This window comes from Marinobacter sp., from assembly GCF_052091845.1.
Taxonomy (GTDB): domain Bacteria; phylum Pseudomonadota; class Gammaproteobacteria; order Pseudomonadales; family Oleiphilaceae; genus Marinobacter.
Genome location: NZ_JBQDCO010000005.1, coordinates 35,184 through 49,926 on the forward strand (window position 1 = coordinate 35,184; position 14,743 = coordinate 49,926).

Below are 14,743 nucleotides of genomic sequence, written 5' to 3' on the forward strand. Positions count from 1 at the left end.
GGCGTGTCCTGAAGCAGTGAGCCGGACTGGCGGCCTGGCTCTGAGTTGGATCAGGCCTTGCCCGGAAGCGTCCCCATAAACTTGCAAATAATGCCCAGCATGATTTCGTCGGCACCGCCGCCGATAGACCCCAGCCGAACATCCCGGTAAGCGCGGGAAACCGGGTTGTCCCACATATACCCGTTGCCGCCCCAGTACTGCAGGCAGGCGTCCGTCACCTCCCGGCCCAGGCGGCCCGCTTTCAGCTTGGCCATGGAGGCCAGCTTGGTCACGTCCTTACCCTCAATATGCAGCTCACACGCCTGATAGGTGAGGGCGCGCAGGGCTTCCACTTCAGACATCAGCTCCGCCAGGCGGAAATGAATCACCTGATTGTTGATCAGCGGCTGACCAAAGGTCTGGCGCTCGCGGCAGTATTCAATGGTCTGGTTGATGCAGTTTTCCAGGCCTTTAACAGAGTTGGCAGCCGCCCACAGGCGCTCTTCCTGGAATTGCAGCATTTGCATCATGAACCCGGTCCCCTCGGCGCCAATGCGGTTGCGCTGGGGTACACGAACATCGTCAAAGAATACCTGAGCCGTCTCGGAAGAGCGCATGCCCAGCTTGTTCAGGTGCGGGCTGAAGCTGATGCCTGGTGAGCTCATGGGTACAACGATCAAGGATTTGTTTTTGTGGGGTTTATCGTCGCTGGTATTGGCCAGCAGACAGATAAAATCGGCACTTGGGCTGTTGGTGATCCACATCTTGGAGCCGTTTATAATGTAGTCGTCGCCGTCTTTTTTGGCGGTGGTTTTCAACCCTGCTACGTCGGAGCCAGCGCCTACTTCACTTACGCCAATACAACCAACCATGTCGCCAGCAATGGCCGGTGCCAGAAAACTGCGTTTCAGTTCGTCAGAGCCAAAGCGGGCAATGGCGGGTGTGCACATGTCGGTTTGCACGCCAATGGCTAGAGGCACGCCGCCACAGGCGGCCATGCCCAGTTCTTCAGCTGCTACCAGATTGTAGCTGTAATCCAGCCCCATGCCGCCGTACTCTTCTGGCTTTTGAATGCCCAGCAGGCCCAGATCACCCATTTTTTTGAATAGCTCGTGAATAGGGAATTGGCCGGCTTCTTCCCACTCGTCGCAATAAGGGTTGATTTCTTTTTGTACAAAATCGCGGACTGTCTTTTTCAGGGCTTCGTGTTCGGCTGTGAATTTCACTGTTTGTTCTCCTGCTGTTTGGTTCCTGCATGCACCTGTTGGTGCGGCCGCTTATGTCTGCAACTGCACGGCTATCTGTTAATAGTTTCCGGTTTCATTCGCCATTATCTAAAACCCTAGTGTCCCGTCTGGCTAATTCGTGAGTCTACTGAGCTTCTGAGAATCCGAAGAGCTAGGCGCGGTGGTGAAGATTTGGTGGTTCCAAATCGAGACATCGCAACGACGCTATTCGGATTCTCAGAAGCTCCCGAAGGGCTTGTCCCTGAGGGCTCTGGACCTGTGTTGTCAGTCTTTGATGTGGAATGACCACATCGGCAGACTGACGCCTTGGCCAGACCCCTCAGTGCCAAACAGTAGGCTCACGAATTAGCCAGACGGGACACTAGAGGCGGGCCACGCCAAATGTATTGGGCCGCAGCTGACGAATCCCGGCTTCGCGGCACACCTCCAGTACTAAGGCGACGACGCGCCTCGTGTCCCTTGGATCAATCAAGCCGTCATCCCACAGCCGGGCTGTGCCGAACAGGGCTGTAGAGCCGTCTTCCAGTTTTTTGGCTGTAGCCTGCTCCAGAAAATCCAGGGTTTTGGGGTCTGGGTCTATGCCGCTGCGGCGCTGTTTGTCCTCAGCCACAATGCGCATCACTTTGCCAGCCTGGGCTGGGCCCATCACGGCGGTGCGGCTGTTTGGCCAGGCAAAGATGAATCTCGGGTCCAGGCCACGGCCACACATGGCGTAGTTGCCTGCGCCGTATGAGCCGCCAATCACAATGGCAATCTTCGGTACCCGGCAGTTGGCAACGGCCTGCAGCATTTTAGAGCCGTGTTTGATGATGCCGTTCTGCTCGCTGTGCGTGCCTACCATGAAGCCTGTCGTGTTGTGCAGGAACAAAAGCGGTGTGCCGGCCTGGTCGCACAGCTGGATAAACTGCGCTGCCTTGGCACTGCCGGCCGGGGTGATAGGGCCGTTGTTGCCGATGATGCCCACAGAATGCCCTTCAATGCGGATGGTGCCGCACACGGTCTGGTTATCGAACTCGTCTTTGAAGTCCATGAACTTTGAGCCGTCGGCGATGCGTGCCAGAATTTCTCGAACGTCATAAGGCTTTTTTGAGTCTGAGGGGATGACCCCCAACAGCTCTTCTGGAGGGTGAGCCGGCTCATCCCATTTCAGCTCGCGCTGGACTGGCAGCTGCTCGTTCCAGGGCAGGGCTTCCATGATGTTTCTGGCCTGGCGAATGCCGTCTGCATCGTCTTCGGCCAGGTATTCGGTGGTGCCGGCCACCTGGGCGTGCATTTCGGCGCCGCCGAGTTCTTCGTCATCCGCTATTTCGCCTGTTGCAGCTTTTAGCAATGGTGGGCCGGCCAGGAACATTTTTGTCTTGCCACGAATGGCAACCACGTAATCCGACAGCCCGGGCTGGTAGGCACCACCGGCGGTGGCGTTGCCGTGAACGACGGTAACCTGTGGAATTCCGGCGGCAGACATTCTTGCCTGATTGGCAAAGCCACGCGCACCCTGAACAAAAATATCCGTGGCGTAATTCAGGTTGGCTCCGCCACTCTCGGAAAGCGACACAACCGGCAGCTTATTCTCTTTGGCGATTTGCTGCAGCCGTAAGGTTTTGTCCAGACCAGCGGGTGTAATGGTGCCGCCCTTGATGGCACTGTTGCTGGCGATAACCAGGCAGCGAATACCACTGACGGTACCTATGCCGGCAATGATGTTGCCGCCTGCCATGCTGCCGTCTTTGTCGTCGTGCATTTTGTAGCCGGCCAGAGAGCAGAGCTCCAGGAACGGGGTACCACGATCCAGCAAGCGGTTGATGCGATCCCGGGGCAGGAGTTTGCCGCGTTCGGTGAATTTTTCCCGTGCTGCTTCCGCCAGATCAAGAACCTTCTGTTCCACATCACGGAAGGCCTGAACGTGCTCGCTCATCGCATCGGTGTTGCCTTGAAACTCTTCGGATTGCGGGTTCACGCTGCTTTCCAGTGTTTGCATAAGAGTCGCCTCAATCCTCACTGAGTACTTTGGGTGTGATTGCCCGATGGAAGCCGTTGAAGGGCTCGTTATTCTTCGCTTTGGGTAGCGGCCACATACGGGTGCCCTGCGACGCAGCACCATCGATACGCAGGCAGTCACCGCTAACAAAGGCAGCGCCCGGGCTGAGCAGGAAGCAAATCGCTGCACTGATTTCAGATTCCGTGCCTAAACGCTTGATGGGCACATTGTCGGCAAGGCCGCGAATCCATTGCTTCATGTGCGCCGGGTAATTATCCATACCGCTAGACGCAATCCAGCCGGGTGCAACGGCGTTTACGCGAACACCGGAGGTGCCCCATTCCACAGCGGCGGTCTGGGTGAAGTTCACCATGCCAGCTCGTGCGGCGCCTGAGTGACCCATGCCAGGCATGCCGCCCCACATATCTGCCACAATGTTTACGATGGCGCCGCCTGTTTTGGCGAGAGCCTGGGTATAAGCCTCTCTGGCGATCAGGAAACCACCCGTAAGGTTGGTGCGAACCACGGTTTCCCAGCCTTTCTGGTTAATGCCCGCGAGAGGGGAAGGGAACTGGCCACCGGCATTGTTCACCACACCATTCAGGCCGCCGTGTTCTGCAATGATCGCCTTAACGGTGGCTTTTACAGACTCTTCCTCACGGATATCACAAGAATGGGCCGAGGCAATGCCGCCGTCTTCAGTGATTTCTGCTTTTACAGCTTCCACTTTCTCGATCTTACGACCTACCAGCGCAATCCGGGCACCAAGGGCTGCGAGTTCGTGGGCGGTGCAGCGGCCGATACCTGAACCGCCGCCGGTTACGATAATTGTCTGACCTTTGAATAGCTCAGGGTGAAAAATTGATTGATAGCTCATATTTATAAGACCTTATTCAACGTTCAGACGCGAACCAGCCCGGTAGGCACTGGCACTGGAAACTCGAGCAACTGTTGGGCGAATGCTTTGCCTTGGGGGTCAATGCGCAGGCTGGCTATGCCACCGCCACCCAGGCTGTGCTCCAGAAGAAAGTTGAATGCGTGGAACCCGGGCAGCGCCCAGCGAGTCACCCTGCCGGTTTTGGCGTCCAGAGTGTGTGCCATCCACTCGGCCACGGCCTCATCTGTCAGCGCAGCTTCAATAAATGGAACAAATTCGGGATTGCGGGCAATCACACCAATGTTGCTGTGATCGCCTTTGTCGCCGCTGCGGGCCCAGGCCAGGTCGACCAGGCGCACAGTGGTGTCGGTGGCGGAGGCTGGCTCACCCGGAGACTGCTCAGTGATTTGCCCTGGCTGAAAGCCACCGGAAGCCTCTACATGAGCAGAGGTCACCTCGCCGTTAAGGTCAACCGATACATCTACTTCACGCTTGGCAACCAGGCAGGAATACAAACGGATTTTCGGCATAACGCTTGGGCGCCCACCGACAATACCAGTCAGCCCTGGCGCCATGCCGGTCGCTGCCTGGGCAATCTCCCGGGAGAAAAGCACCAGTGCGCCTTTCTTCGCATGGGCCGTACTGATTTTTACAATCACTTCCCGGCTGTCTTGGCCACGGCCCTGCTTGCCATAAGTGGTTTCGGTACCCAGCAGTTCAATGCTGGTTTCCGTGTAATCGGCCAGACCGCGCTCTTCAAAGAGCCGTGATGTTTTGGTGAGAATGGCTTCAGCAACCGCTTGTGCCTTTTTGGGCGCATCCATGCCAGCGAGCAGGAAGGTGGCCGTGCACTTGAAGCCATCAGGCCAGGTACCGGAAACCTTGTAGCTGTCTGTAGGGGCTAAGCCACGGGAGCCGCGAACGGTTACGCGGTCTTTCCCGCTTTCTTCCAACTCTACGTTGGTGAAGTCGCAGACAACGTCTGGCAGCAGATAAGCGCGGGGGTCGCCAATTTCATAAACCAGTTGCTCAGCCACAGTGCCGCGGCTTACCTGGCCACCGGTGTCTTCCGGCTTGGTCATCACAAATTCACCATTTGCACTAACTTCGGCAATGGGGAAGCCCATATCGGCAAAACCGTTGGCAATCTCTTCCCAATCGGTAAAGTTGCCGCCCGTTGATTGTGCACCACATTCCAGCAAGTGGCCGGCAAGACTGCCTTGGGCCAGTTTGTCGTAATCTTTCCAGTCCCAGCCAAACTCGTGAACCAGAGGCGCGAGTATCAAAGCGCTGTCTACCACACGGCCGGTCAGAACAATGTCAGCGCCCTGATCCAGAGCTTCTACCAAGCCAGGCGCGCCAAGGTAGGCGTTCAGGCTCACCATCATTGGCGGCATGGGTGCGCCGGTGGCCATTTCGGTTATGCCGGCTTCGCTCAGCGCTTGTTTTTTCGGAAGCAGGTCGTCACCCAGCACCAGGGCGATTTTCATTTCTACGCCAGCCTTTTCGCACAGCGCTTGCAGAGCGTCACGACAAGCCACCGGGTTTACACCGCCGGCGTTGGCCAGCACACGAATGCCTTTCTCTTTAATGTCGCCAAGCAAGGGGCCCATAACGGTTTCAACAAAATCGCGGGCGTAGCCCTGGCTCGGGTCTTTCATCTTTTGGCCAGCCATGATCGACATGGTGACTTCGGCCAGGTAGTCGGCAACCAGATAGTCAATGTTGCCCTTATGAACCAGCTGTGCGGCAGCGGTCTCGGTGTCTCCCCAGAATGCCGAGGAACAACCGATACGAACAGTTTTTGGGGAGTCAGCCATGTAAGTGCATCCTGTTTCTATGTTGGCCTGAGCTTGGTGCCTGATGGAGGTTGTAAATTGAACCACTGAACAGACCATACCAAGCAAGCGCTTGGTATGTAAACAGGTAAATGTCAGGTATAATATGTGTTTTGTTAAAGCCACTGGATATGCTCGTGAATCAAGAGAAAATTTTACAGTCACTCATTGCCGACAACCTGGTTTCAGACCCTGATAGCGCTCGTGGTCGTCTGCTACGTAAAGCAGCGGGGTTGTTCCGCGACAAAGGCTATGAGCGAACAACAGTCAGGGATCTGGCAGCGGCTGTGGGCATTCAATCCGGAAGCTTGTTTCATCATTTCCGTACAAAAGAAGAAATACTGAAGGCGGTCATGGTTGAGACAATAAGGCTGAATACGGCCGTCATGCAGGCGGCAAAAAACGCAGCCGATTCCAATCGCGAAAAACTGAAGGCGTTGGTTCGCGCAGAGTTGGAGTCCATTAACGGCCAAACTGGCGAGGCGATGGCGGTTTTGATTTTTGAGTGGCGAAGTTTGTCTGAGGCATCTCAGGCAGAAGTTCTGATTCTTCGCGATATCTACGAAGCTTTGTGGCTGGATGTATTGAATGCGCTCAAGGAAGATGGTTCCCTGCTCGCCGACCCCTTTGTAGTACGACGCCTGTTAACAGGCGCACTGAGCTGGACAGTGACCTGGTATCGGCCGGAACGCGGTGGTTTGACCTCTGAGGGGTTAACGGATCAGGTGATTGCTATGCTGGGTTTGCCTGTGCTCTCGGGGAGGGGGTAGCCCCCCCCTTGAGAGCCACTTTTTGCTCGACGCGCAGGATCAAGCCACTCTGTTCTCTTTCATTGTGTGCAAAACCGAAGGCAATTGGCGACCACGCCCGGCCCTGCTTGCGGCATCTGCTCGAAAACCTGTGGCGTATAGTGTTAACTTGTACAAAAAATACAGGGGCTACCATGGATGCCGGCTAACTTACAGGCAACGACGCTTTTCAGGTATTACATACTGGCAGGGCTAATAACCGCATTACCGGGGTGTGGGGGCGGTTCTGGCGGAAATGAGCCGGCATCTGCCGATGTTGCGCTCTCGGGCACTATCGACATTGAAACCGGCACGCGAGTAGATGCAGACAATGCGGCTGTACTGGCTCTGAATCCAAAGCCACTTTCCCGCCCCCAGCGACTACCCCGGGAATTCATCCTGGCGGGTTATGTCAGTCGGAGCAACGGTACGTACGCCGATTTGAACGAATTGAGCTATACCACCGATCCTGTTGATACCTATTCAATGACCCTGCGCCCGGGCCAGAGTGTTTATCTCCAGCCGTTCTCAGCCAGTGAGCGATCCTCGGCGCTAACGTTATCGCTGTTGAGAGGGGGTGCTGTTATAGAAACCACTTCCTCCCTGAACCGGCCGGATCAGATTCGGGTTTCACTACCGGATACCGAACCGGCAGGCACATATACGCTGCGGGTTGAGGCTGCCGGCTCTGCTCCCATGCTTTATACCCTTTCCACATCCACGGCCGACAGTACCAGGGCAGTGGTGTTTGAGTGGCCGGACCATCGCTTTGTCGAGTCTGAAGCCATTGTTATGTTCACGCCCCACGCGGATCGGGCCTCGATGCGTTCAACACTGTCGCAGGCCGCTATGGAGCCGAAAAAGGAACTGGCCCCCGGTGTCTGGTTGATGAAAGTGCCGCTTCAGATGGCCCGAAGCTCGCAAGCACAGCCAAACGAATCAACGTTAGAGTGGATCCGGACCCTGGAAAAGCGCCCCGAAATTGCCTCCGCTACACCCAATTACATAATGCAGGCTATGAACACTCCGCTGGATGAGCCGCTCTATAATAATCCCACTGTAGGTCAGCAATGGCACTACGAGTTGCTGAATGCCCCGGTTGCGTGGCAAATAGCCGGTAACGGTGGGGCGGACGTGACCCTGGCGGTGATGGATACAGGCTTATACGGGGCGCCGGGCAACTGGCACAGCGAACTGAATGCCAACGTTGTCGGTGGTCGGGATTTTGTATCGGCAGAGTTTGATAATGATGGGGTGCCAGGCCCTGACAGCAACCCCGCAGACCCCGGAAACGCAGTGGGTAGCGGCGTGTTTCATGGTACGCATGTGGCTGGCACTATTGCGGCTGCAGTGAACGGTGCGGGTGGGGCCGGTATTGCTTACCAGTCTTCACTGAGGCCGGTGCGAGTTCTGGGTGAGGGCGGCATTGGCTCATCGGCGGACCTTTTGGCGGCGCTGAGGTGGGTGGCCGGTTCCGGGGGGCGTGACCCTCAGGCGGATATTGTTAACCTGAGCCTTGGTGGCCTGCCTTTTCAGCCCCAGGTGAAGGATGCCATAAATTATGGAACAGACCAGGGCATTGTATTTGTCGCGGCGGCAGGCAACGCTGCTACGTCCCGTGCCTCCTATCCTGCAGCCTATGACAAAGTGTTTTCCGTCAGTGCTGTTGATGGCGCGGGCGCATTGGCGTCTTACTCAAACTATGGCGACTGGATTGACGTGGCTGCTCCGGGCGGCGATGCCAGCCGGGATGGCAACGCTGATGGCCGAAGCGATGTGATCAGCAGTACCAGTGCCGCTGTGATAAATGGCACGGTTCAGGAAACCTATATTGGTTTACAGGGAACCTCCATGGCCGCACCCCATGTGTCGGCGGTGTTCGCGTTGATGAAGAGTGTTAACCCGGCACTCAATTATGAAACGCTGAATAATATGCTGATGAATGGGGAACTGACCTGCGGCAGCGGAAGATGCTCAAGGTCGGCCGAGTTGGGCTGGGGGCTTCTGGATGCGGGCAGGTCGGTTTTGGCGGCGTCTTCAGTCACAGTATCGGACTTTTTAACGGCGTCGCCCTCGGTTGTGAGCCTTTCAACGGAAGGGAAACACTCTGCGAGTATTAATCTGAGTGTGTATGGCAGTGAGTCTGGAGGCATCACCATTGAGTCCGTATCTGCTGCCGCGCCATGGTTACGACTGGATTCTGCTCCGGTGAATGGCGACTCTGGCACGAATTTCGATATCCGTGTCACACTGCTACCGGGTGCTCTCGATGCTGGCCTGTCGGAGCGAACAACAATTGTTGTTAAATACAGGGGTGACAAATCTCGCAAGCTTGAAATTCCTGTTATCGGCCAGCGGGTGACAGATCAGCAGGCTCGCGATGCAGGCCAGCATTTCGTTCTGTTGGTGGACCCTGAGTCCAGGGGCGATGTGTACACAACGGTTGCTCAGACCAGTGCCACGGCTAAAAATGGGCGATATCAGTTTTCATTTATACCTGATGACGGAGTTGAGCCAAAACAGCTGAATGAAGTTCCGCCCGGCGATTACATTCTTGTTGCCGGGTCTGATCTGGATAACGACGGGCTGATTTGTCATGCTGGTGAGGCTTGCGCGGAGTACCCGGTAGCAGGGCTTCGAGAAGAAATTACAATCCGGCAGAATGAATCAGTCACAGGCATTCGAATGACAACCAGTTATTCCCGGCCCGCCATATCGGCGGCCACACCCGGCCTCTTGCCCCGCCCCGGATTTAAAGGCTATAAGCTGATGCAGCAAAGCCTGGAGGAAGGTTTTGAGCCAGGAAGTGACGCCCCGCCCAAAACGATCGGAGTAGAACGCTGATGGCAGTAGGCAATAAAGGTTTGGCAAGCTTGCCTTTGATTTCACTGTTGGCCGGGAGCGCTTTGCTGATTGGTTGCGCCGCTCCAGACACGGCAAAAGAACCCCCGCGGGAACCTTTGGTACGCCAGGTTATTCAGTCTGCACATTGTGGGCTGACAGGCCCGGGGCTGGCTTATGTTCAAACCCCCGAGCGTTTGCAAAAACTGTTGGAGTTGCCCACCCAGAATATGGCAGTTCAGCAGTTGCGACAGGTGAATCTCGAACAGGAGCACCTGCTGTTTGTGACGCTGGGGGAGAAGCCTACAGGCGGTTACAGCATCAGTTTGGCTTCGGCGGAAAACCTGGAAAATACCTTGCACCTTTCCATGACTGTGCGGTCGCCCGCGCCCGGAACGATGGTGACGCAGGCGATTACCTCGCCCTGTGCGGTGGTGGCGGTTCCGGCTAAAAATTGGCCGGAAATCCGGGTCTCAGGTATTCGTGATCACGACATTGTTGTCAAGCATTAAGCCTGGCTTGAGCGCTCTTTCGGCAACGACAGGGTTTTGCAGAAGTTCAGCAGCAGTTGTGCCAGGGCAGGATAAACGTCGCTCACAGTGCTTACCTGCTCGCAGCGGGCTGTAAACGCAGGCAGCCAGCTCAACAGTTCTGTGTTCACAAAGGTGTTTATTTCCGTCAGAGTCGGCCCGGAGTCTGGCTGCTCTGCCCCGTCGACTATCGCCTCCAGTCCTTCGCCCAAATACTCAAGCATGACCGATAAATGATCTGATGGCTCGCGAAAATCGGTTGAGACTTGCTGTTGGCTGGCCGCCAGGCGCTCTTGCATGCGCTCCTGGGGTTCCGCGAAAAAACGGCCGCCACCAGAGTGATACACGGACGCATAGGGTGGCGCGCTACTTGCGCCATCAAGCAGAAACATGGCCGCAAAATCCGCCGCCAGTTCCAGCCTGGGATGCGCCAGAAGAGTCAGGCCATTAAAGGCATTGCGTAACCGCGTAACATTTTCGGCAAGACCCGGTAACTCTGCCAATGAAGACAGCACGGCATCGCCTTCACCTCGCTGATAAGCCAGCAATTGCGCGTCGGTCAGTTCTGCGGCAAAAAGGCTGGCAAACCATTGGCAGAGGGCGGGGTGGCGCCAGTCTGGTGCCACCTCTGTTTTTGCCCCTGCGCTCATACCTCAACCTCGATAGGGCCACCAAAGGCGGTAACCGCAGGCGCCTCACCTGTAAACTTCTCGATCTCTGCCAGACAGGTGTTGGCACTGGTGGATTGAGACAGTTTAGAGGTGCCCACATCGATGGTCAGGGTGTTGGGGTCGCCATAGGTGTCCAGCGCGCCGATGCTGGCATCCTGAGGTCCGTACCAGGCGCCTTCGTGGATGCGGATAACGCCGGTTGGGTAATTCTCAGACACCCGGGCACCGGCCAGCAACTGGCCCCGATCGTTGAACACACGTACCAGATCACCATCGGCAATACCTCGGGCTTTGGCATCCTGCGGGCTGATGTACACAGGCTCGCGGCCTTGAACTGTGTAGGTTGCACGGTATTCTTCAGATTCGCACATCTGCGAGTGCAGGCGTTGGTCCGGGTGGGCAGATTGTAACCACAGCGGGAATTTATCTGACCCTGGTCCACCGTGGGAGCGCTCGGTTTTTTCTATCCAGGTGGGGAAAGCCTTGCAGTCGTCGTAGCCGTAACGGGCAATTTTCCGGCTGCTTATCTCAATGAAACCGGAGGGTGTACCCAGCGCATTCAACTCTGGATCCTGGCGGAAATCAGCGTGGCGCACCCAGGATTTCCCTTTGCCGAAATCGACGTAACCTGCCTCCCAGAATGCTTCAAACTCCGGCATGGCGAAGCCGTTTTTATCTGCAGACATTTCAGCATTGCTGCTGTTGTCCCGACGACATTCATTGTAAAGATGCTCGAGCCACTGGCGCTCGTCCATATTTCGACGATATTCATCGTGACGGTCAAAGCGGCGGCACAATTCTGTAAATATCTCGAAATCCGTGCGTGAGTGGAACAAGGGATCCACTAACTTGTGCATGGCAATCAGGCCTTTGCTGCTGTATCCGCCGTAAATATCAATATCGTTGCGTTCGAACTGGGTGCAAGCCGGTAGCACCAGGTCCGAAAAGCGGCAGGTGGCGTTCCAGGCAAAATCGACGGTAACCACGGTTTCCAACTTGCGGAACGCCTTCTTCATCCGGTTGTGGTCCTGGTGGTGGTGCCAGGGGTTGCAGCCACTGAACACACACATGCGAATGTCGGGATAGGTGACTTCGGCGCCGTTGTATTGAATTTTGCCACCTGGCTCTAGCAGGCAATCAATCCAGCGTGCCACGGGAATGGTGCTGCTGGTGCCTTTGTAGTCTGTACTGGTGTGTTTTGGGCTTTTGCCCGCATCTATGTTGCGCGGGAAGGCTCCCGGTGCGTTGGCACCTGTGGCAGGTACGCCTATGCCGCTATAGTGGTGGGCATAGCTTATACCGCCCCCGGGCAAACCTATCTGGCCAAGCATGGTAGCCAGAACGGCACCCATCCAGTAGGGCTGTTCGCCGTGCTGCTGACGCTGAATGGCCCAGCCGAATATAATCTGGGTTCGGTCGGAGGCCAGCAAGCGTGCGAATTCACGAATCTGCTCTTCCTCTACGCCGCAGATCCCTGAAGCCCAGCCTGGGTTTTTTTCCACCATGTCTTCAGATTCGCCCATGAGGTATTCGCGAAAGCTGTCAAAGCCCAGAGCGTAGGTCTCAATAAACTTTTTGTCGTACAGGTTTTCGGTGTAGAGCGTATGTGCCATGCCCAGCATCATCGCCACGTCGGTCATCGGGTTAACGTAGAGCTGCTCGCAGTTGAGATAGTTCTGGGTCTTGCTGCGCACCGGGTCGACACTGATTACGCGAATACTGCCGTCGGCCACTTTTTCTTTAAGCTGCTCAAGGTAGGCGTAGGATTGGTGGGTTTCGCAGTTCCAGCCAACCTGAAGGTTTTTGTTCGGATCGTTGGCCCAGAGCACGATGGTTTTGCTGTTCTCGAGAATGAGCGGCCACGACGTTCCCTGGCTGTATACCTCAGTGGAGCCAAGAACATAAGGCATAATGCCTTGAGCGGCACCTGTGGAGTAATCGCCAATTTTCGAGATAGAGTTGCCATGGAGGCCGATCGCCCGCTCCATGTGATTGCCACAGCTGTGAACCTGTCCGGTCTGGCGCCAGCCAGTCGCCCCGGCATAGAGTCCGGAAGGGCCATGTTCGTCTTGTACCCGCTCCAACTCCTCGTAAAATAAATCCAGGGCTTCATCCCAGGTCAGGCGCACAAAGCGATTGTCACCGCGCTGGGTACGATCGCTGTTTTCCCGGTTTTTAAGCCAATCCAGGCGCGCCATGGGGTAACGAATGCGCGAGGGGTTATAGATAACGCCCATCACACCGTTGATCATGTCCGTGGGATACTCGTCATGCTCGAATGGCTTGATTTCAGCAACTTTACCGCCTTTAACCAGGGCCTTGAACGCGCCCCAGTGGGAGCCCGTTGTTTTCCAGGTGCCCTCGGCAGAGACGGCTGCATCGGCCGCCCGCATCAGCAAGCCGGGCCCAAGCATGGCGCCGGCAGATACCGAAGCCAGGCCCTGCATAAATTGTCTGCGTGTAATGGCCATGTTTTGTCCCAGTGGTCAGTGTGAGTTTTCAGCGAAGTCAGATGAATGCATCTGCAGGTATTTCAGTACCAAAGCCTGAGTTTCGGCATTCATGTTGGTAAAGCCGACCATGCCCGAGAACATTGCAGGCCAAGTGTTCGCGTCAAAATGCGCCGGGTCTGGTTCACCGTGGCACACGCTGCAACCGTTGGAATAGGTTTCACCGGCATAGGCCCAGAGGTCTTCCCGGTCAGCCAGAAGCTTGCCCTTTTTTACCCAGAGAGTGATATCTGCCTGTTGCCAGTCGAGCCCGGTAAGCTCATCGGTTTTGCTTTCACTCGCGCTGAACAACGCATCGTTGGTTGCAATCTCTTTTTCCAGTACGGCGCTGGTGACGTTCAGGCCAAAGTCTTCATACATTACCCGGCCAAAGCCTTTCTGCTTACGCCATGCGGATACTTCTATCTCAACGCTGTCGTCGCGGGTTGCCACAACAGTGACGCCGGAAGCCGGTTCCAGCCAACCTGCCTGTTGTTCCAGGGTAGAGTCCGTATACATATCGATAGATTGCGCGGTGAAATAGGTTTGTCCTGCCTCAACGTTGACCCCTTCCGCCTGACTTAGAAGCCTGGCAAGAGCCGGGTCCATGGCTGTGTTCATCTCTGCCGGCAGGTTATGGGCAATGCCCTTGTGGCAGTCGATGCAGCTCTGGTTGCGCTCCGCTGCGGGCATCATGAAGCGGCGGGCTTCATCAGACATCTTGTCCCAATCCATGCTGTCGTAATTATGGCAGTTGCGGCATTCCTGGGAGTTGTTTGCCGAGAAGCGCGCCCACTCATGCTGGGCAAGTTCAAGGCGTTTGGCCTCAAATTTCTCCCGGGTATCAATGGTGCCGAAAATGGCACCCCAGACCTCTTTACTCGCCTGCATCTTGCGCGCGATTTTATCGGTCCAGTTGTGGGGTACGTGACAGTCAGAGCAGATGGCACGCACGCCGGTCCGGTTTTCCCAGTGCACTGTTTCCTGCAGTTCCTGATAAACGTTATCACGCATTTCATGGCAGCTAGTGCAGAAAGCCTCTGTGTTTGTGACTTCCATAGCTGTGTTGAAACCGCCCCAGAAAATAATGCCCGCCACAAAGCCCGCGATGACAAGCACCCCCAGACTGATGTGCACGGACGGGCGACTGAGGATTCGCCAAAAGGTTTTTAAGCGTTTGAACATGGAGTTCTGCCTGGGTCAGGTGTGTAGGGGAGGGTGGTGTAATAAGCTTGAGTGTGGCTTAGCCGCCATGCCCCGGCGGGCCAAAGAACATTTGCGAGATCCAGACCGCAAATCCGTAGCCGCCTACAACGGCTACCGCGGTGGCGGGCAATATAACAAACGTGACCAGGCCAACAGTCCACCACTCCTGTGCTTTACTGATTTTGAGGTCGTTCTGGCCAGTCTCTGCTGTGGCAGCAGGCTGCTTACCCATAATGGCGCCCTTACTTTAATTGTGAACGTTTTGTTAGTTTTATCGAATCCGGGCCTTACTTTAATTG

General features: G+C 55.9%; 11 protein-coding genes. 3 read left to right on the forward strand and 8 right to left on the reverse strand.

Annotated elements, in window-relative coordinates:
* Positions 1 to 50: 50 nt before the first annotated feature.
* From atuD to ACTHYN_RS02785, 4 genes are all read right to left on the reverse strand, one after another.
* Positions 51 to 1,205 carry a citronellyl-CoA dehydrogenase gene (gene atuD, locus ACTHYN_RS02770; protein WP_441810975.1) on the reverse strand — a complete coding sequence of 385 codons (1,155 nt, stop codon included), beginning with the start codon at positions 1,203 to 1,205 and terminating at the stop codon, positions 51 to 53.
* Between the two features lie 382 nt (positions 1,206 to 1,587).
* Positions 1,588 to 3,204 carry an acyl-CoA carboxylase subunit beta gene (locus ACTHYN_RS02775; RefSeq protein ID WP_441810976.1) on the reverse strand — a complete coding sequence of 539 codons (1,617 nt, stop codon included), beginning with the start codon at positions 3,202 to 3,204 and terminating at the stop codon, positions 1,588 to 1,590.
* A gap of 10 nt (positions 3,205 to 3,214) precedes the next feature.
* A complete protein-coding gene (locus tag ACTHYN_RS02780) occupies positions 3,215 to 4,081 on the reverse strand; it encodes an SDR family oxidoreductase (protein ID WP_441810977.1) in 867 nt (288 codons plus the stop codon).
* Between the two features lie 23 nt (positions 4,082 to 4,104).
* Positions 4,105 to 5,901, reverse strand: a complete 1,797-nt coding sequence (locus ACTHYN_RS02785) for an acyclic terpene utilization AtuA family protein (RefSeq protein WP_441810978.1) — start codon at positions 5,899 to 5,901, stop codon at positions 4,105 to 4,107.
* 149 nt (positions 5,902 to 6,050) lie between these two features.
* Between ACTHYN_RS02785 and ACTHYN_RS02790 the strand changes: the two genes are divergently transcribed.
* The 3 genes from ACTHYN_RS02790 to ACTHYN_RS02800 all read left to right on the forward strand — a co-directional run bounded on the left by ACTHYN_RS02790 (position 6,051) and on the right by ACTHYN_RS02800 (position 10,060).
* A complete protein-coding gene (locus ACTHYN_RS02790; RefSeq protein WP_441810979.1) occupies positions 6,051 to 6,689 on the forward strand; it encodes a TetR/AcrR family transcriptional regulator in 639 nt (212 codons plus the stop codon).
* A 177-nt stretch (positions 6,690 to 6,866) separates the two neighbouring features.
* The gene (locus ACTHYN_RS02795; RefSeq protein WP_441810980.1) at positions 6,867 to 9,551 is read left to right on the forward strand and encodes a S8 family serine peptidase; all 2,685 of its coding nucleotides are present in this window, start codon (positions 6,867 to 6,869) and stop codon (positions 9,549 to 9,551) included.
* On the forward strand, positions 9,551 to 10,060 hold the full coding sequence (locus ACTHYN_RS02800) for a protease complex subunit PrcB family protein (RefSeq protein ID WP_441810981.1): 510 nt from the start codon (positions 9,551 to 9,553) through the stop codon (positions 10,058 to 10,060). Before ACTHYN_RS02795 ends, ACTHYN_RS02800 begins: the two co-directional genes overlap by 1 nt.
* Here the strand turns inward: ACTHYN_RS02800 and torD are convergent.
* The 4 genes from torD to ACTHYN_RS02820 are packed head-to-tail and all read right to left on the reverse strand — an operon-like array spanning position 10,057 to position 14,676.
* Entirely contained in the window at positions 10,057 to 10,728 is a 672-nt protein-coding gene (torD, locus tag ACTHYN_RS02805; protein WP_441810982.1) for a molecular chaperone TorD, read from the reverse strand. The genes ACTHYN_RS02800 and torD overlap by 4 nt on opposite strands.
* Positions 10,725 to 13,220, reverse strand: a complete 2,496-nt coding sequence (gene torA, locus ACTHYN_RS02810) for a trimethylamine-N-oxide reductase TorA (protein WP_441810983.1) — start codon at positions 13,218 to 13,220, stop codon at positions 10,725 to 10,727. Before torA ends, torD begins: the two co-directional genes overlap by 4 nt.
* A 15-nt stretch (positions 13,221 to 13,235) precedes the next feature.
* Entirely contained in the window at positions 13,236 to 14,423 is a 1,188-nt protein-coding gene (gene torC / locus ACTHYN_RS02815; RefSeq protein ID WP_441810984.1) for a pentaheme c-type cytochrome TorC, read from the reverse strand.
* 58 nt (positions 14,424 to 14,481) lie between these two features.
* Complete coding sequence (locus tag ACTHYN_RS02820) at positions 14,482 to 14,676, reverse strand: periplasmic nitrate reductase, NapE protein (RefSeq protein WP_441810985.1); 195 nt, start codon at positions 14,674 to 14,676, stop codon at positions 14,482 to 14,484.
* Positions 14,677 to 14,743: the final 67 nt, after the last annotated feature.